Here is a 21,099-nt window from a genome sequence, read left to right as displayed (position 1 = left end):
ATAATTGCAAAATATTAATACTCATAATAAGCACCAAGCCTTTCAGTGGGTAACGATCTACAAAGCAGATAACACATTAGAGGCAAATATAATCAAAGGGCTGTTATTAAGCGCGGGAATTGAGTGCCAAATTCAAGGTGAAATGCTTCAAGGCGCCTTGGGCGAAATTCCCTTTGAACAAACCCAAGTTAGTGTGCAGGTTTATTCGATAAAAGAGCGCCACGCGCGCGAAATATTGGTAAACTACCAACAAGTAAAACAATCCGCTCCAGATTGGGTATGCCCTAACTGTAATGAGCATAATGGATCAACATTTGATTTTTGTTGGTCATGTGAGACGTTAAGAAATGACAAAAGCGAATAACTTTCAACGTATTAGAGAGCTAAACTACTTACAAAAAGCGGTGTTAGCAAGTGCTTTAATTGAGCGTATGTTACCTAATTATGGTTTATTTAGTGAAGCCACCGGTTTTGGTGATGCAGCCTTATTACGCAGTGCGTTAAATGTTTGCTGGGAAAAAATATTACTACCCAAAAGTAAAATAGATCTCGAAAAACAAGTAGAAAAAATTGAGCCAAATGTCCCCGAGCTTGCCGACTTTGATATGTTTGGCACTTACCCCGCAATAGATGCTGCTACCTCGCTTTTAAGCCTAATGCATGGTTTGATGGGGCAAGACGAGCAAGAATTTATTAGCGTTAGTAAAATATCCCAAGCTACAGTGGCGCGTTTTATTGAATACCAAATGACAGTTGAAGGTGAAGTAGCCGATAATAAAGCCGTACGAGAACACCCATTAATGCAATATGAAATTGAAGTATTGAGTGAGCTAATCGACTTTGTAGAAAATATGGGCCGCGTAACTTCTGAAAACGTGAAGGCACTAAAAAAACAAGCTATTGCAGATGGGCAAACCAACATTGGCTTGGCGTTATAATACATTAAGTAAAGTTTAAAAAGGCAGGAGAAGTACAGTGCGAATTTTAGGCATTGAGTCATCGTGTGATGAAACCGGTATTGCAATTTACGATGATGAAAAAGGCTTATTGGCTCACCAGTTATACAGTCAAGTAAAAGTTCATGCAGATTATGGTGGTGTCGTGCCTGAGCTTGCATCGCGCGATCACGTTCGTAAAACACTGCCACTTATTGATGCTGCGTTTGCTCAAGCGGGGTGCGGCCCTGAAGATTTAGATGGCATTGCATACACTGCAGGCCCTGGTTTAGTAGGGGCGTTATTGGTAGGCACCTCTATTGGCCGCTCTTTAGCCTATGGCTGGGATATTCCAGCTGTAGCCGTACATCACATGGAAGGGCATTTACTTGCGCCTATGCTTGAAGAAAATGTGCCAGAATTTCCCTTTATTGCGTTGCTCGTATCGGGCGGTCATACCATGATGGTAAAAGTCGCCGGTATAGGTCAGTACGAAGTATTAGGTGAGTCTGTTGACGATGCTGCTGGTGAAGCATTTGATAAAACGGCTAAGCTGTTAGGGCTTGATTACCCTGGCGGCCCTCGATTAGCTAAAATGGCTGAGCAAGGTGTTGCAAAACGGTTTGTTTTTCCACGCCCGATGACCGACAAGCCTGGTCTTGATTTTAGCTTTAGTGGTCTAAAAACTGCGGCTTCTATCGCGATTCGCGAAAATGATGATGATGCACAAACCAAAGCAGATATCGCCCATGCGTTTCAAACCGCAGTGATTGATACACTAGTTATTAAATGTAAGCGTGCCCTTAAACACACTGGGATAAAACGTTTAGTGATTGCTGGTGGAGTGAGTGCTAATACACAGCTGCGTTTACAGCTTGAGCGTGTTATGCAGGGCATGAAAGGACAAGTTTACTACCCGCGTACTGAGTTTTGTACAGATAATGGCGCAATGATTGCCTACGCCGGTATGCAGCGCTTAAAAGCCGGCCAATTTGCCACCCTCGACATGAAAACCAAACCGCGTTGGCCAATAGACAGCTTAGAAGCGATTTAGCATTAATTATTATTTTTTTTATCAGTGGGCGCTTTTTTAGCGCCCACTTTTGGTTCTTCCCCTTTAAAAAGGCGAATAATATTAGTGCGATGACGAAATATAATTAGCACGGTAATAAAGGTTACCGGTAGGGTGTAAAGCGGTTTAATCAACCACGTATACAGTGGCGCAAGCGACACCGTGACCAAGGCGCCTAATGAAGAAAAGCGGGTCACAGCAACTACAATAATCCAGGTACTTATTAATAGCCCCGCCAGCGATAAACCAATCGGCAATAATGAGCCAAATGCAGTGGCTACCGCTTTACCGCCTTTAAAACTAAAAAATAGTGGGTACATATGCCCTAAACATGCGGCGACGGCGACCAAACCAAGTGATAAGGGGGTTAAATCTAAAAAATAAGCGCCCCATACGGGGATGGTGCCTTTTAAAATATCAAATATTAATACTAAGCACGCAGGAAAAGGCCCACCTAAACGGTACACATTAGTGGCGCCAGGGTTATTTGAACCGCTGTTGCGAGGGTCTGGCAGTTTGAATAGCCGAGACACTAATATGGCCGATGAAATCGACCCTAATAAGTAGGCTAAAACAAACAGTAAAATGGCTAACACAAAGTCCCTTATTTTTTAATTGCTATACCCATCGATAGCACTTTTACGCTATTATTGGCGGCACAATTTATCGTGAAAATTATTAACTGCTGTTTTTTGCAGTTAATCTAGCTATATGGCTATTGTAGAAGTAATTTTTACATATTTAAACACTGCTTAAAGCATATACAGTATTAATTTAATCAATGCATTGTATGTTTTGAGGGTGTTTATAGTTATTTGGAGTATCAATGGATAAGGTTTTTATATCTCAACTACACGTCGACACCATTATTGGCGTATACGACTTTGAAAAAGAAAGTAAACAAAGCCTTTATTTTGATATTGAAATGCTCAGCGATATAAAGCCTGCAGCAGCAAATGATGACATAAATTTAGCACTGGATTACGCAAAAGTAAGTGAACGGGTGATTGAACACGCTACGGCTAAGCCGGTTGAGCTACTTGAAACCTTGGTAGAGCAATTAGCGACTATTATATTAACCGAATTTAATACACCCCAAGTAACAATTAGAGTGAGCAAACCAGCCGCTGTGGCGCAAGCAAACACGGTAGGTGTAGAAATAACACGCACTAAGGCAATGAGCTAAATGGCGCAAATTTATATCAGCCTAGGCTCAAATATAAACAAAGCGCATTATATTCGTTGTGCGCTTGATGCGCTCAAGCAACATTTCACAGATATTGTGCACTCATCTGTGTTTGAAAGCGAAGCGGTAGGGTTTAAAGGTAATAACTTTTATAACTCGGTGGTGGCTGCTACCACATCAATGCCGCTTGAACGTGTATGTAAATTATTAAAACAAATTGAGCGTGATAACGGGCGTAAAGCGGACGATAAAAAATTTAGTCCCCGTACGCTCGATTTAGATCTACTTTTTTACGATGACGTTATTTGCGACTCGCCAGCACAATTACCTCGCGATGAAATTACTAAAAACGCTTTTGTGCTTCAGCCTCTTTGTGAAGTAGCCCCCAATTTTTATCACCCCGTTGCAAAGCAAACCATTGCTGCGCTATGGAGTGAGTATAATAACCCTCAACAAAAACTATGGAAGGTGGAGTTTTCTAACCCATGAGTATTTTAGAAATAATTATTTTAGCCCTGATACAAGGATTTACTGAGTTTTTACCTATTTCGAGCTCCGCTCACTTAATTTTACCTTCGCAAATTTTGGGGTGGGAAGACCAAGGCCTTGCTTTTGATGTAGCTGTACATGTTGGTACGTTGATAGCGGTTGTTATTTATTTTCGTAAAGAAGTGGCTGATATTCTTAGCGCCTGGTTTAAATCGTTTGGTACTCAAGGTACCACCGATGACAGTAAACTTGGCTGGTGGATTATACTGGGGACTGTACCAGCTGCGATACTAGGCTTATTGCTAAAAGACATTGTTGAGCTGTACCTGCGCAGTGCCTGGGTTATAGCGGCCACGACTATTATTTTTGGTTTATTACTTTGGTACGCCGATGCCAAAGGTAAGCAAATGAAAACAATTTACCAGCTTAACTGGAAAACAGCGCTGCTTATTGGCTTTGCTCAAGCGGTGGCGATGATCCCAGGAACTTCTCGCTCAGGCATTACCATGACAGCGGGTTTATTGCTGGGCATGAACAAACAAAGCGCAGCCCGTTTTTCGTTTTTACTTGCTATACCTATTATTTCTATGATGGGCCTTTATTACACAATAGAGCTGGCTTTAGGCGAGCATGTAGTTGATTGGAGTACATTAATTTTAGGTGTAGTCCTTTCGTTTTTATCGGCGTACGCCTGTATTTTCATGTTTTTAAAAGTGATAGAACGAATGGGTATGCTGCCGTTTGTAATTTATAGATTGTTACTGGGTGTTGGTTTAATTGTATTTTTAACGCTGTAATTTAAATTAATACGAACAAGCCCTCTTACTTAGGTTGGAGGGCTTTTTTATTTTGATAACGCAGATTTAGCATCAATGAATTGACGAGACGCGCGTAGTCATTAAGCCTAAAATTTGGCATTATAGCGCCATAAAACTTCACAGACGTGCGAAGTACCAAAGGATTTAAAAAGTTATGCATATTCATATATTAGGCATTTGCGGCACCTTTATGGGCGGTATTGCGGCGATTGCTAAATCACTTGGCCATAAAGTAACTGGCTCTGATCAAAATGTTTACCCGCCGATGAGCACTCAACTTGAGCAGTTTGGTATAGAGCTAACCCAAGGTTACGATGTTGCACAGTTAGAGCCTGCGCCTGATATAGTTGTTATTGGTAATGCCATGAGCCGAGGTAACCCCTGTGTAGAGTATGTGTTAGATAAGGGCTTACCGTATACATCGGGGCCAGAGTGGCTTAAACATAACCTGTTGCAAAATGCTTGGGTGCTTGCGGTGGCTGGCACGCATGGCAAAACCACTACCGCAAGTATGCTGGCGTGGATATTAGAGTATGCAGGCTTAAAGCCAGGGTTTTTAATTGGTGGCATAGTACAAAACTTTGGTGTGTCAGCTAAAGTGGGTGAAACGCCCTTTTTTGTAATAGAAGCGGATGAATACGATACTGCGTTTTTTGATAAGCGCAGTAAATTTGTACATTACCTACCACGAACGCTCATTTTAAATAACCTTGAGTTTGATCACGCCGATATTTTTGAAGATTTAAACGCAATAAAAAAACAATTTCATCACTTAATGCGTACATTACCTCACAGTGGCAAAGTGATTTGGCCTAAAGACGATTTAGCGCTTAATGATGTTATTAAGCAAGGGCTCTGGAGCGAAAGCGAAACCCTAAATGGTGATTGGCATTATGACTTATTAAGCGCTGATGGTAGTCAATTTAATGTGCTTTTAAACAATGAACTTCAAGGCACAGTTAATTGGCAGGCAATAGGCGAGCATAATGTTAAAAATGCCATTATGGCTATCGCGGCAGCGCGCCATGTTGGTATAGCCGTAGATCATAGCATTGCAGCGCTTGAAGAGTTTATTAGCCCTAAACGGCGTATGGAGCTTAAAGCCGATATAAATAACATTAAAGTGTACGACGATTTTGCACACCACCCAACAGCAATAAAAACCACCCTTGCGGGGTTACGTGCAAAAGTGGGCGATGAAAAAATTATTGCTATTTTAGAGCCTCGCTCAAACACCATGAAGATGGGTGTACACCAACATACGCTACTTGCTTCGTTAAGTGATGCCGATGACGTGCTGCTATTTGAGCCAGATAACCTAAATTGGTCTCTAAAAGCGCAAGCCGATAATGCCGGTATGCAGTGTTTTAATAGTACGCAAATGATTATTGACACTGTGCTTGAAAATATCATGCCAAATCAGCACATATTAATTATGAGCAATGGCGGCTTTAATGGCTTACATCAACACTTAGTTGATGGTTTAGCTAAAAAATACAGCGGAGAATAATGTGCAGTACAAAGATAAAATTACACTGGCGTTTAGTGGTGCTTCAGGCGCGCCTTACGGTTTAAGATTGCTTGAAGTATTACTCGCTCAGCAATTTCAAGTGTATGTACTTATATCAAGTGCTGCGCGCGTGGTGCTCGATACTGAGTCAAACATTAAACTCTCAGCTAATGAAGATAAAGCAACCGAGCAGTTAAGCGCTTTATTTAATGCCAAGCCAGAGCAGTTAAAAGTATTTGGTAAAGATAATTGGTTTAGCCCCGTTGCTTCAGGCTCTGCGGCCCCTAAAAAAATGGTGGTATGCCCATGTAGTGCGGGCTCTGTATCAGCTATTGCACTAGGGGCATCTGATAACCTACTCGAGCGTGCAGCTGATGTGGTTATTAAAGAGCGAGGCCAACTAATTTTAGTACCACGTGAAACCCCCTTTAGCGAAATTCATCTTGAAAATATGTTAAAGCTTGCGCGTTTAGGGGTCACTATTATGCCAGCAGCACCTGGCTTTTATCACCAGCCACAGAGCATTCAAGACTTAGTTGATTTTATGGTGGCGCGAATTTTAGATCATTTAAACATTGAACATAACCTAACTAAACGTTGGGGTTATGGTGAGGGTAAATAATGGATAAGCAAAATGTTGCTTTAAATATAGAAGGCCTAACCAAGGTTTATAATAATGGCGTAGAGGCCGTAAAAGGGGTTGATTTACAAGTTTTTGAAGGCGACTTTTTTGCCTTGCTTGGCCCAAATGGCGCAGGTAAATCCACCACTATTGGTGTTATTTCTTCACTAGTCAATAAAACCCAAGGAAAGGTGGAGGTGTTTGGTCACAACATCGATACCGACCTTGAAGCTGCTAAAGCGCATTTAGGACTTGTACCACAAGAGTTTAACTTTAGTCAGTTTGAAACGCTTGGACAAATATTGGTAAATCAAGCAGGTTACTACGGTGTTACTCGCAGCGAGGCGCACAAGCGTGCCGATAAATACTTAGCTCAACTTGGTTTACTTGAGAAAAAAGACAAGCAAGCACGCACACTTTCAGGGGGCATGAAACGTCGTTTAATGATTGCCCGCGCATTAATGCATGAGCCTAAGCTACTTATACTTGATGAGCCTACAGCAGGGGTTGATATAGAGCTGCGCCGTTCAATGTGGGACTTTTTACGCAAAATAAATGAGCAAGGCGTAACGATTATTTTAACCACGCATTACCTCGAAGAAGCCGAACTACTGTGTAAAAATATTGCCATTATTGATACTGGTCGCATTGTAGAAAACACCACAATAAAAGCATTACTTGCAAAGCTTGATAAAGAAACCTTTGTACTTGATTTAAAACAGCCAGCGCAGCCAGTCACCCTTGAAGGGTACTCGTTTAGCATGCCTGACGAGCACACCATAGAAGTTGAAGTGGCTAAATCTCAAGGGTTAAACGCAGTTTTTAGCGCGCTAACCGAGCAAGGTAACACTGTTTTGAGTATGCGTAATAAAGCAAACAGATTAGAAGAGTTATTTGTAGGATTATTAGAGCAAGGGCGGGGCGAATAAATGTTTAAATATGGCGTAGCCTTAAAGAGTTTATGGATTAAAGAGTGTATTCGTTTTTTACGTATTTGGGTGCAAACCTTAGTACCGCCGGCGATTACGATGAGTTTGTACTTTGTTATTTTTGGTAATTTAATAGGTTCGCGCATCGGTGAAATGGGCGGCTTTAGCTACATGGAATTTATTGTTCCGGGGCTAATAATGATGTCGGTTATTACCAACTCATATTCTAATGTTGCTTCTAGTTTTTATTCAACCAAGTTTCAAAAAAGTATTGAAGAGTTACTAGTTGCGCCTGTGCCTAATTACATCATTGTACTGGGCTATATGGGCGGTGGTATGACCCGCGGCATGATGGTGGGCTTTATTGTTACCTGTGTATCGCTGTTGTTTGTGGATATTCAAATACATAATATATTTGTAATTATGGCAACGGTAATTTTAACCTCAGCGGTGTTTGCACTAGGTGGTTTAATTAACGCTATTTACGCCAATAGTTTTGACGATATTAGTATTATCCCAACCTTTATTTTAACGCCACTAACATACTTAGGCGGCGTATTTTATTCAATTACGCTACTGCCAGAGTTTTGGCAAAATGTATCGCAAATAAACCCAATTATTTATATGGTTAATGCGTTTCGTTATGGCTTTTTAGGTGTGTCGGATGTTGATTTAAGCGTCGCGCTTGGTGTTATATTAGTATTTATTACGGTGCTATTTACTTTAGCACTAACATTAATTAAAAAAGGTGTGGGGCTTAGACATTAATGAGCGATGCAAATTCACGTCGTATTGTATCTAATCAAGCGGGTATACACGAAAAGCTTGATGAAATCGTTAACAAGCATTTAAACGCAGAGTTTAAAAAGCCTATTGCTGAGCATACTCAAAAAGCGTTTGATGAAGTAAATGAGCAAGTGAAAGCGTTTAATGGCCCGCTTATTTTAGACTCCTGCTGTGGGGTAGGAGAAAGTAGCGCCAATTTAGCTAAGCGCCATCCAGATGCGTTAATTATTGGTATAGATAAATCATCACACCGCTTAGATAAGCACGATGTTGAGTATAAACAAACAGACAGCGGCCAGTATATTTTAGTACAAGCTGACTTAAACGACTTTTGGCGTTTAGCTGTGGCTGCTAATTGGCAGCCTACTCATCATTATTTGCTTTATCCTAACCCTTGGCCTAAGTCTAAGCATATTCAGCGTAGGTGGCATGGTGCGGCTATTTTTCCGTTTATTGTTAAGCTAGGTGGTCGCTTAGAGGTGCGAAGTAACTGGGATATTTATGTAAAAGAATTTGCCAGAGCGCTTGAGCTTGCGGGTAAGCCTTGTGAGGTAACCCAGTATGAGTCAAACGAAGCAATTACTCCGTTTGAACGTAAATACTGGGCTAGCGGCCAACAAAGCCACCGTTTAGTGATTGACCTTTAAACGACTACTTCCTCTTGGCTAGGGGAGTTAACATGTGGCGTTGGGTAAGCAAAATAATTACCTTGCATTAGCGCCACATCGACATTTTTAAGTGCATTTTCAATACTTATATTTTCTACCGACTCTGCCATGAGCGTTAAACCAAGTTGCTTTGCAGCATTAACTGTATGCTCAATAAATAATGCTATATTTTCATCGCTTACGGCCTGTTTTACTAATGCGCCGTCGAGTTTTATACCGTTTACTTCAAGCTTTAGCACATTCGAAATATTTGAATAACCGCTGCCAAAACCAGTAATAATGACATTTACCCCTTTAGTTTTTACCATAGAAATAAACGTTTTAACCTCTAAAAAGTGAGTAATAGCGTGTGACTCAAAAAGGCCAAGCGTTATGTTTTCTGGGTGAGGGTAACGTTTAAGCTCGTTGGAAATGTATTCACTCAAACTTGGATCGAGAATATCCTTGTCACTTATATTTAAGCACCAGCGTATATCTGTTTTTCTAAAGCGTTCTATACATTGGCTAAATAGCGTGCGGGTTAATAGTCCACCCATTCTTGAGCGGCTCACTACGTTTAAAAATGAGTCGGGTTTTAAAATTTCACCACTTTTAGTTACCATTCTGGCCAAACATTGGTAATGGACTATTTCATTATTGGTGGTGTTAAACATAGCTTGAAAATAAGGCACTATGCGGTTGTTATCAAACGCTTCTTGCACTTCTTTAGCAAGGCTTACATTATACTGATACTGATTTTTCACATCACTCATTACTTTTGAGTAGCTAATGATCTTACCACGGCCATGCTTAGCCTGAAGTGTTGCAATATGTGCATTTTCAATCAATAACGATTTATTACCGCTGGCAATACCAGCACAGTAAGTTATATAAATAAACGGATTTGTTAATACAGGGCTATTCGCGTTATACGATTCGACTAAATCGTTCAGTTCGCTATTTTTGAAGTTTTTAGGTGCAAGAATTGCAATTTTATTGGTGGCAAGCCGGTACACTTTACAGTTTTGTGGACTGCGACTTTGATAATGACTGAGCAAGCTTTTCATTACGTTGTCGCCAATTTGAGTGCCATAAAAGCTATTAATATCTTCAATTTCGTTCACCCAAATAATGGCAAGTTGCATGTGGTGTGAATGGCTCTTTTTAATAAAGTACTCAAGCGCAATGTGATTAGCAAAGCCAGTACTGGCATCGGTTGCTAGGGTACGCTTTAACAAATATATATAAATGGCCGCAACCAGTACCGCAATAAAAAAGAAAAAGCACGCCGTTATTATGGCTTTAGTGACGCTGTATTGAAGTTTTTTATTTAAATCATCTAAGGTTATGTCGGCACCTGTAATGAAGGTAGTACCATATTTATCTACGAAGGGAATAAAAACAGTTTTAAAATCACCCCATTGGTCGCTTGATTGCTCAAAAACAGGCTCGGTAGAATAAAACGCGCCCTTGTTGATGTCGGTGGCCTCTGGGTATAAGTCGAGAAATTGCGTAACACGTGCGTTTTCTTGATCGTCTTTAGTGTAACTGGATGAGGTAAAATAAACTTTGTTATCGCGCATAACCATCGAATACACATAAGCTATATCAAGCGCTTGTGCAAGCTCTGAGAGTTGTTTGCTTTTAGTTTGGTAAACCGAAAAACCAATATCGTAGCCTTGGCTAATTCTATCGTGGTAACTTTGCCCTAAAATATGTTTTACGCTAGTGGCTGCATTTAGAAGACGCTCATCTACTGCGCGCATTATTTCACTACGTGCAGAGCTATAGGTGTAATAAACATAGACTAATAAACTGACCAAAAACAATGTAAAGCCAGCTATAAACCACTTCCCTTTTAATTTCCCTGTGAGCATACTTGTCCCTTATTGTTACACATGTTAAGTATACGCATAAATGTAATTTGCCCAAAACTAAAATGTGACTTTTTAATAAAATCCTATTATTGAAATTTTTTTACAATATTTGTCATCCGTTTTGCCGCTTTTATGGCTTAAAGGGAGACATTTTACTTATATTGCAGTAAAGTTAGCGCAATTTTTAAAAGAAGCACGCTGCTTATAATAGCGCCATAGTTTGGCATTTTTAACTGTTAAACGCGTGTTTTAGCTACACACACTAGGTATAAAGATGGATCAAAAGCGTTGTGCCGTCGCCTCTAAAGAAAGCCTTAAGCGTATATTTACTGTACCTGAAGCGCCAGACTCAACTTTAAGCAAAATTGAGCTTGAAATTTCGAGTAATTTAGCAGGGTTTTTAAACGAAAATATAGCGGCAATTGAAAAACCATTACATGAAATTGAAAAAGATTTTCAGGCTGCGGTGATCCCAGAAAACCCAACGTTTGTATCTGCTTACGCCCAAGATATTATGGAGCAGCTAGTTGCCCATTCGGTGCACACGGCTGCGCCTAGCTTTATTGGTCATATGACATCGGCGCTTCCGCATTTTTTACTGCCGCTGTCAAAGTTAATGGTGGGGCTTAATCAAAACCTAGTAAAAATAGAAACCTCAAAAGCATTTACCCCGCTAGAGCGCCAAGTACTAGGCATGATGCATCATTTAGCTTACTCGCAAGATGAGTCGTTTTATTCTAAATGGATGCACAGCGCTAAAACATCACTCGGCGCTTTTTGCTCCGGTGGTACAGTTGCAAACATAACGGCCCTGTGGATTGCACGTAACCGCTTATTAAAACCCGACGGCAGCTTTAAAGGCATTGCCGCTCAAGGGCTCGTAGCCGGTATGCTGCATTATGGCTACAAAGGGCTAGCGGTTTTAGTGTCTGAGCGAGGGCATTATTCTTTAGGTAAATCAATTGACTTACTAGGCATCGGCCGTGAAAACTTAATGGGTGTAAAAACCTGCGAAAATAACAAGGTTGATGTGAATGCCATGCGCGAAAAAGCCTTAGAGCTTGAATCGCAAGGCATAAAAGTTATGGCCATTGTTGGGGTTGCAGGGACTACCGAAACCGGCAATATCGACCCTCTTGATGATATGGCCGACTTAGCGCAAGAAATAAATTGCCACTTTCATGTAGATGCCGCGTGGGGTGGGGCTACGCTTTTATCGCAAACGCATCGCCCTTTACTAAAAGGAATTGAGCGCGCAGATTCAATCACCATTGATGCGCACAAACAAATGTATGTGCCAATGGGCGCAGGCTTGGTGTTATTTAAAGACCCAACCGCTACGGATGCAATAGAGCACCATGCAGAGTACATATTACGTAAGGGCTCAAAAGATTTGGGAAGCCATACACTCGAAGGCAGCCGCCCTGGTATGGCTATGTTAGTACATGCTTGCTTACGTGTAATTGGTCGTAAAGGGTACGAAATGCTGATTGATCGTAGTATCAAAAAAGCACATTACTTTGCAGATTTAATTAAAGCCGATGAAGACTTTGAGCTGATTTCTGAGCCTGAGTTGTGTTTACTTACATACCGTTATGTGCCTAAACAAATTAAGCAGGCTATAGCCCAAGCGGATGCCGCAACACGATTAGAAATTTTCGCGTCGCTTAACCGCTTCACTGCCAGTATGCAAAAACGCCAACGTGAATCAGGGCGCTCGTTTGTATCGCGGACTCGTTTAACACCTTCAAAGTATGACAATCAACCGACAGTGGTATTTAGAGTTGTATTGGCTAACCCGCTAACATCGGGGGTTATATTAAAAGAGATTTTAGCTGAGCAAAAAGAGCTTGCAAAAACAGACCCTGTATTTAAAAAGTACTTAAGTAAGTATATGCAGTAACGCATAGGTATTACTAAAGCAAAGGCGCCATTGGGCGCCTTTGTTATTTTTGCTATTAGTTTTTAATACAGTCTTTTTTAAGCGTTAAAGCAGTTTGCTTTAATAATGTCAGTTATAATTTTTTGCGATGGGTTTATTTTCTCCATTGCTAAAAACTCATCGGGTTGGTGAGCTTGATTAATAGAGCCAGGCCCCATGACTATTGTTTCACAACCAAGTTGCTGGATAAACGGCGCCTCCGTGCAATAGTTAACGGCAACAGCTTTCTCTCCTGCAATTTTTTCTGCCATTTTAACGAGTGCGCTGTCGGTGCTACCACTAAAAGCAGGAATGGGGTCGTGTAAATCAATCACACTTACTGCGTTTGGGTATTGCGCGTTTATATCGCGGGTGGCATCAATAAGCAAAGCTTGTAGGTCTTTAATGCTTAACCCCGGGAGTGGGCGCATATCTATGTGCATTTCGCAGCACCCACAAATGCGGTTTGCATTATCACCACCATGAATATTGCCTAAGTTTAAAGTAGGGTAAGGTATTTCAAAATGTTCAATTGAATATTTATTCTTTAACTGCTCTTTTAAGATCAGCAATTTTGTAATCAATTTATGCATGACTTCGATGGCGTTAAGTCCACGTTCGGGATCGGAGCTATGACCTGAACGGCCTACCACTCTTATAGCGGTACTCATATGCCCCTTGTGGGTAAATACAGGAGTCATATCAGTAGGTTCGCCAATTATACAGCGAGCAGGTTTTAAATTAGGGTGCTTGCAAATTTGCTGTGCACCCGCCATGGTGGTTTCTTCATCGGCAGTGGCAAGTATTAAAATAGGCTGAGATTGTTGCTTTTCATCAAGTTCACTAATTGCTTGCAGCACAAAAGCAAAAAAGCCTTTCATATCAATGCTGCCTAATCCATACAATTTATTATTGTGCTCTGTTAGTTTAAACGGGTTGTGGTTCCAGCGGCTATCATCAAACGGTACAGTATCGGTGTGCCCTGCAAGCATTAAACCGCCATCACCTTGGCCGCGTTTAGCTAATAAATTGTATCGGCCTTTACCGCCTTCTAATTCTATAATTTCGCATGTAAAACCAAGGCTTTCACACCACTGTGCAAGTAACTCTATTACCCCTTTATTACTCATACAAAGATCATCCTCTATTGCACTAATAGAGGGGGCAGCAATGAGTTGTTGGTACATTGAGATAAATGACGGCAAAGACATAAAAAAATCCAAAATAATTATTCAATTTAATTGCATAACAATATAAAAGTATTTATGATGAATATCAATTCACTTTTTAAGCATAAATATATTAAGTATAGCCATGAAGATAATGCGACGATAATCAACAATTCATTAAGAAAAGTATTAGCTAGCATCTAAGCTAGTGTAAGCGAACACCATCCCTATTTAGTAGTAAATTTATAATCGAGTAACAAATGAATGTAGTGATTATTGGCGCAAGCGGTTACAGCGGCGCAGAATTAGCAAGTTTAGTTGCTAAGCACCCTAATTTAACTTTATCAGGTTGTTATGTGTCTGAGGGAAGTTTAGATAAACATAAATTATTAAGTGATTTATACCCAGAGCATAACGGATTACTGGACTTGCCATTATTACCTCTAAGTGACTCTGCGTTTGATGATATTAGCGCAAGCGCTGATTTCATCTGTTTATGTACTGATCATAAAGTAAGTGTTGATTTAGCCCCGCAATTTTTAGCCATGGGTAAAAAAGTATTTGATTTATCTGGCGGCTACCGCCTTGCTAGTAATGACGACTACGTCACTTACTATGGCTTTGAGCACCAACACCCAGCGCTATTAAGTGAAGCGGCTTACGGGTTAGCTGAGTGGAACAGTGATGCCATAGCAAGCGCACAACTTGTTGCTGTGGCAGGTTGTTATCCTACAGCCGCACTTAATGCGTTAAAACCACTGCAGCAGGCTGGATTGTTAAGTGATGAAAAAGTAATTATTAATGCGGTTTCTGGTGTAACTGGTGCTGGGCGCAAAGCCAGCGTAGGTACTCACTTTTGCGAAGTGTCGCTTGCCCCGTATGGTTTATTTAACCATCGCCATGGACCAGAAATCGAACAGCACCTGGGACACAAGGTGTTATTTACACCGCACTTAGGTAATTTTCCGCGTGGGATTTTAGAAACTATCTATGTACAGCTTAAGCCAAACGTTACCAAGGAAAACGTTTCTGATGCTTATAAAGTACTTGAAAACGAGCCATTGATTCGTTTGCTAGGCGATAAAATACCCTCTATTAAAGGTGTAGCTAAACAGCCGTACGTTGATATTGGTTGGCAGCAACAAGGCTCGCAGTTAATTGTTATGGCAGCCATAGATAATTTATTAAAAGGCGCTGCAGGCCAAGCATTGCAGTGCATTAACTTATCTATGAATTTAGATCATACAACGGGTTTAAAGGGAGCCTTTTAATGAGCACTAAAACGTGGGTAATTAAATTAGGTGGTGCTGTACTTAACTCTGAAAACGCAGCAAAAGCGTTGTTTGATGTATTAAGCACAGATCAAAATAATCAGTTTGTAATAGTGCATGGTGGCGGCTCGTTAGTTGATACCTGGCTACAACAAGCTGGATTTGCTAGTGCAAAACACCAAGGCTTACGTATTAGCCCAAGTGAGCAAATGCCTTACATAGTGGGGGCGTTGGCTGGCTGTGCAAATAAGCAGCTGGTAAGCCAAGCTATTAATGCAGGGCATAAACCTGTTGGTTTAAGCCTTTATGAAGCCGGTGTGATGGCGTCGCAAAAACTAAAAGCACTTGGTCAAGTAGGTAAATGCACAAGTAATGATGATTCAATAGTGAATGATTTACTTAAGCTTGGTCGCTTACCTATTGTGAGCTCAATCGGCTTTGATGAGCAAGGCAATTGGTACAACGTCAATGCCGATGAAGCTGCGGCAGCGATTGCGAGCAACTTAAACGCAGAACTTATATTTATGACCGATGTAGAGGCGGTACTTGATGCAAATAAACAACCGCTACATCAACTTGACACAAAACACATTGATACTTTAATTGATGAAGGAGTGATTTTGGGCGGGATGGAGGTCAAAGTGAAGACCAGCCTACACGCTGCCCAACATTTACGACGAGGTGTGTATATTTCCAGCTGGCAAAAGCCAGAAAACTTAACTGCTTTGCTACAAGGCGAGCATGTCGGAACAAAGATTACACCATAGGGTTACCATGTTAGAGAATTTTTTAACGGGTCTAGAATTAGACCAACAAGGCGCACTTAATTTATTAAAGCTTGCGCGTGATTTAAAAGCAAATCCAGCGAAATACAGCCAAGTACTAGCAGGCAAGTCAGTTGTTACCTTATTTGAAAAGCAAAGTTTACGTACGCGTTTATCGTTTGATATTGGTATTAATCGTTTAGGTGGTCACGCTGTATATTTAGACCAGCAAAATGGCGCTATGGGTGCACGTGAATCGGTAAAAGACTTCGCGCTGAATATTTCTACATGGGCTGATGGGATTGTAGCGCGTGTAAACCAGCACAGCACGTTAACCACCTTAGGTGAGTACTCGAGTGTACCTGTCGTTAATAGCTTGTGTGATTTATATCACCCGTGCCAAGCATTGGCTGACTTTTTAACACTACAAGAAGTACATGGCGATGTGAGTGAGCTTAAAGTGGCTTACTTAGGTGAAGGTAACAACGTTACTCATTCACTTATGTTATTAGCGGCAACGCTAGGTACTGATTTTGTTGCTGTTACACCAAAAGGCAGCTCGCCTGATTCGCAAATTCTTAAAAAGGCCGAGCAAATAGCGGCAATGAACGGTGCATCAGTCATGGTAAGCGACCGTGTAGAGGCGGCTGTAGGCGCAAACGTTGTATATGCAGATACCTGGGTGTCTATGGGTGACGATACGCCGCTTGAGCAAGTTAAAGAAAAATACATGCCATATCAGCTAAACCAAGCATTGCTAGAACAAACAGGTGCGACTACGGTATTACATTGCCAACCGGCACACCGTGAGTTTGAAATTACCTCTGAGGTAATGGATGGCCCAGCATCAAAAATTATTCAACAAGCAGAAAATCGCATGCATGCGCAAAATGCTCTGCTAGTTACATTACTAAATCCAAATTTTGTTAAGGAACACCTATGAGTTCAATTAAAAAAGTCGTTTTAGCCTATTCAGGTGGTCTTGATACTTCAGCTATCGTGCCATGGTTAAAAGAAAACTACGGTTGTGAGGTTATTGCCTTTGTTGCCGATGTAGGCCAAGGCGCTGAAGAGCTTGAAGGCGTTGAAGAAAAAGCCATCGCATCAGGCGCATCAGAGTGTTACGTAGTTGACTTAAAAGATGAAATGGTAAGTGACTACATTTACCCAACCCTTAAAACGGGTTCTATTTACGAAGGTACGTATTTATTAGGTACGTCAATGGCGCGTCCTATTATTGCTAAAGCGCAAGTTGAAATTGCACGTAAAGTAGGTGCTGATGCACTTTCGCATGGTTGTACTGGTAAGGGTAACGACCAAGTTCGTTTTGAGTCGTGCTTTGCAGCGCTTGCACCTGATTTAAAAGTTATTGCACCGTGGCGTGAGTGGGACTTATCAAGCCGTGAATCATTATTAGATTACTTAGCTGAGCGTGATATTCCGTGTTCTGCTTCTGCAACAAAAATTTACAGCCGAGATGCTAATGCGTGGCATATTTCGCACGAAGGTGGCGAGCTTGAAGACCCATGGTGTGAGCCGAGCGACCAAGTGTGGACGTGGACTAACTCACCAGAGCAAGCACCCGATAAATCAGAGCTAGTAACTCTAAAAGTTGTTGAAGGCGAAGTGGTTGCGGTAAATGGTGAGCAGCTTAAACCTTACGACTGTTTAGTTAAATTAAACGACATTGCTGCGCCACATGGTGTTGGCCGTGTAGATATTGTAGAAAACCGTTTAGTGGGCATGAAATCGCGCGGCTGTTACGAAACACCAGGCGGTACCGTGATTATGGCGGCACTGCAAGCCATTGACGAGCTAGTGCTTGATAAATCAAGCCGTAAGTGGAAAGAAGTACTGGGCGGTGAATTTTCGCATTTAGTTTATGACGGTCGTTGGTTTACACCACTAAAAGACTCTATTTTAGCCGGTGCAGAAGCGCTTTCTACACTAGCAACAGGTGAAGTTGTACTTAAGCTTTACAAAGGCCAAGTAACCGCCGTTCAGAAAAAATCACCTAATAGCTTATACAGCGAAGACTTTGCTACCTTTGGTGAAGACGACGTATATGATCAGTCACATGCTGAAGGCTTTATTCGTTTATTCTCGCTTTCGAGCAGAATTTCAGCAATGGCTAAAAAGTAAATTATTTATAGCCCCTTGCATAAGGGGCATTACAGGGTTTGGAGAGATTTCATGGCATTATGGGGCGGACGTTTTTCTACGGGTCCAGATGAGGCGTTTAAACAATTTAACGACTCACTTCCGTTCGATTATCAGTTAGCAGAGCAAGACATTATTGGCTCTGTGGCATGGGCAGGTGCGCTTGAGCAAGTAAATGTACTTACAAGCGATGAGCACACAAAGTTAGTTGCAGCACTTAATGAACTGCTTGAAGAAGTAAAAGCAGATCCACAGGCTGTGGCAACCTCAGGTGCAGAAGACATTCACTCGCACGTAGAAGCTGCACTAATCGAAAAAGTAGGCGATTTAGCTAAAAAGCTACACACAGGCCGAAGCCGTAATGACCAAGTAGCCACCGACTTTAGATTATGGTGCCGCGATACTGCCGATCATCTACTGGGTGCTATTGCTGCACTAAAAGCTGAGTTTGTGGCGTTAGCTGAGCGCGAACTGGGCACTATATTGCCAGGCTACACTCACTTACAACGTGCTCAACCGGTATTGTTTAGCCACTGGTGTATGGCTTACGTAGAAATGCTAGAGCGTGATGAGAGCCGCCTACAAGATGCCAAAGCGCGTTTTAATTTTTGCCCTCTAGGCAGTGGTGCACTCGCTGGTACTGCATACCCAATTGATCGCCAAGCGTTGGCGCAAGGTCTAGGCTTTACTGGCGCAACTAAAAACAGCCTTGATGGCGTATCTGACCGTGATTTTGTAGTAGAGCTTTTAAGCTGTGCCTCTATTTCGATGATTCACTTATCACGTATGGCTGAAGATTTAATATTTTATAATTCTGGTGAAGCCGGATTTATAGAACTTGCTGATAATGTTACCTCTGGCTCATCGTTAATGCCGCAGAAAAAGAACCCTGATGCACTAGAGCTTATTCGTGGTAAAACTGGCCGTGTATTTGGCGCATTTAGTGCCATGATGATGACCTTAAAAGCACTTCCTCTAGCGTACAATAAAGATATGCAAGAAGACAAAGAAGGCCTATTTGACGCTATGCCTACGTGGCTTGCTTGTATTCACATGGCGCAAGCGTGTATTAAAGGCGTAAAAGTAAACGGCGATAAAACGCTTGCAGCGGCAAAAGGTGGCCATGCTAATGCAACTGAGCTTGCAGACTACTTAGTAGCTAAAGGTGTGCCATTTAGAGAAGGCCACCACATTGTGGGTGTACTGGTGCAGCTTGCTATAAGCGAAGGTAAAACCCTTGAAGAGCTTTCGCTTGAGCAGTACAAGTCAGTTAATGACGTATTTGAAGATGACGTTTATCCAGTACTTGAAATAGATGCCTGTATTAAAGCGCGTCAAGCGCTTGGCGGTACCTCTATTGAGCAAGTGACTAAAGCAGTAAAAGAAGCCAAAAAAAAACAGCAAATAACGGTTCGTGATGCAAATTTAGATGATGTTGAAGATATTGCTCGGCTTATACAGCACTGGGCAACCGTTGGCGAAAACTTGCCGCGTGCAAAAAGCGACATGGTCCATTCAATTAACGAATTTGCAGTAACAGAAATAGACGGCAAGGTGTCGGGCTGTGCATCGCTGTACATTTACGATACGGGGCTTGCTGAAATACGCTCTTTAGGCGTAGATCCACAAAGTGCAGTAACTGGGCAAGGTAGGCAGCTTGTAGAGCACTTATTAGCAAAAGCCAAAAAATTGGCGCTTAATCGAGTTATTGTATTAACCCGCGTGCCAGATTTTTTTGAACAGCAACGTTTTACTTTTTGTAGCAAAGAATCGTTACCAGAAAAAGTAATGAAAGATTGTGAGCTTTGCCTTCGTAAAGAAAACTGCGACGAAGTAGCAATGGAATATATTTTAAAGCCAAGTACACGTGCGGAGATCCCGTGTAAATACGTGGCTTAAATTCCCTGGATATAAAAAACGTACGGTTACCCCTGTACGTTTTTTTATGTGTATTATAAACTGGTCAGATGAGTTTGGCGCTAGTTAATATTAGGTTTTGTTTTAATAAATAGTAGTTGCTAGCATATATTTTTAATGTGTCAAAAAATATTGGCACACTGGTTGCTTTGTATAAGTCAGATAGCAAAATAGCTATCACTGCTTAAAACAGGTAATGCAATTACCTACATGATGGTGTGATTATAAGTTGCGCCAAAAAATATTAAAACTTTTACAAGGATCAATCACATGCAAGTTTCAGCTAATAGCCAATTACAAATGCAAGCATACAATAAAACACAACAATTACAGCCTGCAGCGGAACAAATTGCTAGCCCTAAAACCCTACAATCTGATACAGTAAGCTTCTCTCAAGAGGGTATAGCTGCTAGCATGGGAACTGAACGACAAGCTTCAATTTTACCTGGTGCTCCTAAACCAAAATAACAACTAAAGGTTCTTGATGTTTTTAACTGAGTTTTTTGGTCATTTTTCTTTGTCAGCTTTTACAATGTGGGCTTTTATGATGGCCTTTTTGTTTAACGTTTTTGTTTACTCTATTGGTAATAAGAGAAATACTACCCTTTTACTCAGTTCATTAATCATGTTTATTTCATACTCATCGTATGAGTACTTTTTAGATTGGTTGTCTATTTATGCATTAACTTATTTAGATTTAGCAATATATGATGGTTGCACTATAGCTGCACTTCTCATAGCGAAATATTTTATTAAAACAAGCTCTAGTTCACTGCTTTATTTAATTTTTGGATTGTCTACGAATCTTATTTTAGCTTTATGTATGCAACTGGACACCTTTATACTACGCAATAGACCATGGTTTTTTTGGGATTTTTATACTTTCTCGGTTATTACAGTCGATTTATTAATGGCTGTGTCATTGATTGTAGATAGGGATTTCTTAGGTCTTCACAAACTCAAAAACAAGCTGCTCAGTTTGTTTAAACCTTCAAAACCACAGCCTACAATCTAGCTTAAATGTAT

The 21,099-nt window shown here is 41.1% G+C and carries 22 protein-coding genes; 19 read left to right on the top strand and 3 right to left on the bottom strand.

The window, feature by feature from the left end:
• Positions 1-4 precede the first annotated feature (4 nt).
• Genes AN393_RS06140 through tsaD form a run of 3 tightly spaced genes read left to right on the top strand, consistent with a single transcriptional unit; the run spans position 5 to position 1,989 of the window.
• Positions 5-364, top strand: coding sequence for a DUF2007 domain-containing protein (locus AN393_RS06140; protein WP_055017608.1), 360 nt, complete (start codon positions 5-7; stop codon positions 362-364).
• Complete coding sequence (locus AN393_RS06135; protein ID WP_055014904.1) at positions 348-938, top strand: YjaG family protein; 591 nt, start codon at positions 348-350, stop codon at positions 936-938. The genes AN393_RS06140 and AN393_RS06135 overlap by 17 nt, the downstream gene beginning before the upstream one ends.
• Positions 939-975: 37 nt before the next feature.
• Positions 976-1,989: a tRNA (adenosine(37)-N6)-threonylcarbamoyltransferase complex transferase subunit TsaD gene (gene tsaD / locus AN393_RS06130; protein ID WP_055017607.1), complete on the top strand. Its 1,014-nt coding sequence runs from the start codon at positions 976-978 to the stop codon at positions 1,987-1,989.
• 2 nt (positions 1,990-1,991) lie between these two features.
• Here tsaD and plsY read toward each other — a convergent pair whose 3' ends face one another.
• Positions 1,992-2,603, bottom strand: coding sequence for a glycerol-3-phosphate 1-O-acyltransferase PlsY (plsY, locus tag AN393_RS06125; protein ID WP_055014906.1), 612 nt, complete (start codon positions 2,601-2,603; stop codon positions 1,992-1,994).
• A 230-nt stretch (positions 2,604-2,833) separates the two neighbouring features.
• On the opposite strand from plsY, the gene folB reads away from it, so the two are divergent.
• The 8 genes from folB to AN393_RS06085 all read left to right on the top strand — a co-directional run bounded on the left by folB (position 2,834) and on the right by AN393_RS06085 (position 8,994).
• Positions 2,834-3,193 (top strand): dihydroneopterin aldolase, encoded by a 360-nt coding sequence (gene folB, locus AN393_RS06120; RefSeq protein ID WP_055014907.1) that lies wholly within the window; start codon positions 2,834-2,836, stop codon positions 3,191-3,193.
• Positions 3,194-3,682 (top strand): 2-amino-4-hydroxy-6-hydroxymethyldihydropteridine diphosphokinase, encoded by a 489-nt coding sequence (gene folK / locus AN393_RS06115; RefSeq protein WP_055017606.1) that lies wholly within the window; start codon positions 3,194-3,196, stop codon positions 3,680-3,682. It begins immediately after the preceding gene.
• On the top strand, positions 3,679-4,479 hold the full coding sequence (locus AN393_RS06110) for an undecaprenyl-diphosphate phosphatase (RefSeq protein WP_055014909.1): 801 nt from the start codon (positions 3,679-3,681) through the stop codon (positions 4,477-4,479). Before folK ends, AN393_RS06110 begins: the two co-directional genes overlap by 4 nt.
• Before the next feature lie 175 nt (positions 4,480-4,654).
• Entirely contained in the window at positions 4,655-6,010 is a 1,356-nt protein-coding gene (gene mpl / locus AN393_RS06105) for a UDP-N-acetylmuramate:L-alanyl-gamma-D-glutamyl-meso-diaminopimelate ligase (RefSeq protein ID WP_055017605.1), read from the top strand.
• Between the two features lies 1 nt (position 6,011).
• Entirely contained in the window at positions 6,012-6,632 is a 621-nt protein-coding gene (locus tag AN393_RS06100) for a flavin prenyltransferase UbiX (protein WP_055014911.1), read from the top strand.
• On the top strand, positions 6,632-7,561 hold the full coding sequence (locus AN393_RS06095; protein WP_055017604.1) for an ABC transporter ATP-binding protein: 930 nt from the start codon (positions 6,632-6,634) through the stop codon (positions 7,559-7,561). Before AN393_RS06100 ends, AN393_RS06095 begins: the two co-directional genes overlap by 1 nt.
• Positions 7,562-8,329 carry an ABC transporter permease gene (locus AN393_RS06090; protein WP_004588540.1) on the top strand — a complete coding sequence of 256 codons (768 nt, stop codon included), beginning with the start codon at positions 7,562-7,564 and terminating at the stop codon, positions 8,327-8,329.
• Complete coding sequence (locus AN393_RS06085; RefSeq protein ID WP_055014913.1) at positions 8,329-8,994, top strand: tRNA (guanosine(46)-N(7))-methyltransferase TrmB; 666 nt, start codon at positions 8,329-8,331, stop codon at positions 8,992-8,994. Before AN393_RS06090 ends, AN393_RS06085 begins: the two co-directional genes overlap by 1 nt.
• Here AN393_RS06085 and AN393_RS06080 read toward each other — a convergent pair.
• On the bottom strand, positions 8,991-10,871 hold the full coding sequence (locus tag AN393_RS06080; RefSeq protein ID WP_055014914.1) for a GGDEF domain-containing protein: 1,881 nt from the start codon (positions 10,869-10,871) through the stop codon (positions 8,991-8,993). The genes AN393_RS06085 and AN393_RS06080 overlap by 4 nt on opposite strands.
• 274 nt (positions 10,872-11,145) lie before the next feature.
• Here AN393_RS06080 and panP point away from each other — a divergent pair, with 274 nt between their 5' ends.
• Entirely contained in the window at positions 11,146-12,774 is a 1,629-nt protein-coding gene (panP, locus tag AN393_RS06075) for a pyridoxal-dependent aspartate 1-decarboxylase PanP (RefSeq protein ID WP_055014915.1), read from the top strand.
• 77 nt (positions 12,775-12,851) lie between these two features.
• Here the strand turns inward: panP and argE are convergent, their stop codons facing one another.
• Positions 12,852-14,003: an acetylornithine deacetylase gene (gene argE, locus AN393_RS06070; RefSeq protein WP_055017603.1), complete on the bottom strand. Its 1,152-nt coding sequence runs from the start codon at positions 14,001-14,003 to the stop codon at positions 12,852-12,854.
• A gap of 218 nt (positions 14,004-14,221) precedes the next feature.
• On the opposite strand from argE, the gene argC reads away from it, so the two are divergent.
• The 7 genes from argC (at position 14,222) to AN393_RS06035 (ending at position 21,088) form a co-directional block, all read left to right on the top strand.
• Positions 14,222-15,232 (top strand): N-acetyl-gamma-glutamyl-phosphate reductase, encoded by a 1,011-nt coding sequence (gene argC, locus AN393_RS06065; RefSeq protein WP_055017602.1) that lies wholly within the window; start codon positions 14,222-14,224, stop codon positions 15,230-15,232.
• Positions 15,232-15,999, top strand: a complete 768-nt coding sequence (gene argB, locus AN393_RS06060) for an acetylglutamate kinase (RefSeq protein ID WP_055014918.1) — start codon at positions 15,232-15,234, stop codon at positions 15,997-15,999. The genes argC and argB overlap by 1 nt, the downstream gene beginning before the upstream one ends.
• Positions 16,000-16,006: 7 nt before the next feature.
• Positions 16,007-16,939 carry an ornithine carbamoyltransferase gene (locus AN393_RS06055; protein ID WP_055017601.1) on the top strand — a complete coding sequence of 311 codons (933 nt, stop codon included), beginning with the start codon at positions 16,007-16,009 and terminating at the stop codon, positions 16,937-16,939.
• A complete protein-coding gene (locus AN393_RS06050) occupies positions 16,936-18,138 on the top strand; it encodes an argininosuccinate synthase (protein WP_055017600.1) in 1,203 nt (400 codons plus the stop codon). Before AN393_RS06055 ends, AN393_RS06050 begins: the two co-directional genes overlap by 4 nt.
• Before the next feature lie 51 nt (positions 18,139-18,189).
• Positions 18,190-20,055 (top strand): argininosuccinate lyase, encoded by a 1,866-nt coding sequence (argH, locus tag AN393_RS06045; RefSeq protein ID WP_055017599.1) that lies wholly within the window; start codon positions 18,190-18,192, stop codon positions 20,053-20,055.
• Between the two features lie 288 nt (positions 20,056-20,343).
• Complete coding sequence (locus tag AN393_RS06040) at positions 20,344-20,541, top strand: hypothetical protein (RefSeq protein WP_055017598.1); 198 nt, start codon at positions 20,344-20,346, stop codon at positions 20,539-20,541.
• Between the two features lie 16 nt (positions 20,542-20,557).
• On the top strand, positions 20,558-21,088 hold the full coding sequence (locus tag AN393_RS06035; RefSeq protein ID WP_055017597.1) for a hypothetical protein: 531 nt from the start codon (positions 20,558-20,560) through the stop codon (positions 21,086-21,088).
• The last annotated feature ends 11 nt before the right edge of the window (positions 21,089-21,099 follow it).

The sequence above is a fragment of the Pseudoalteromonas sp. P1-25 genome, from assembly GCF_001401805.1.
Classification (GTDB): Bacteria; Pseudomonadota; Gammaproteobacteria; order Enterobacterales; family Alteromonadaceae; genus Pseudoalteromonas.
This window is presented reverse-complemented; position numbering and strand designations above follow the sequence as displayed.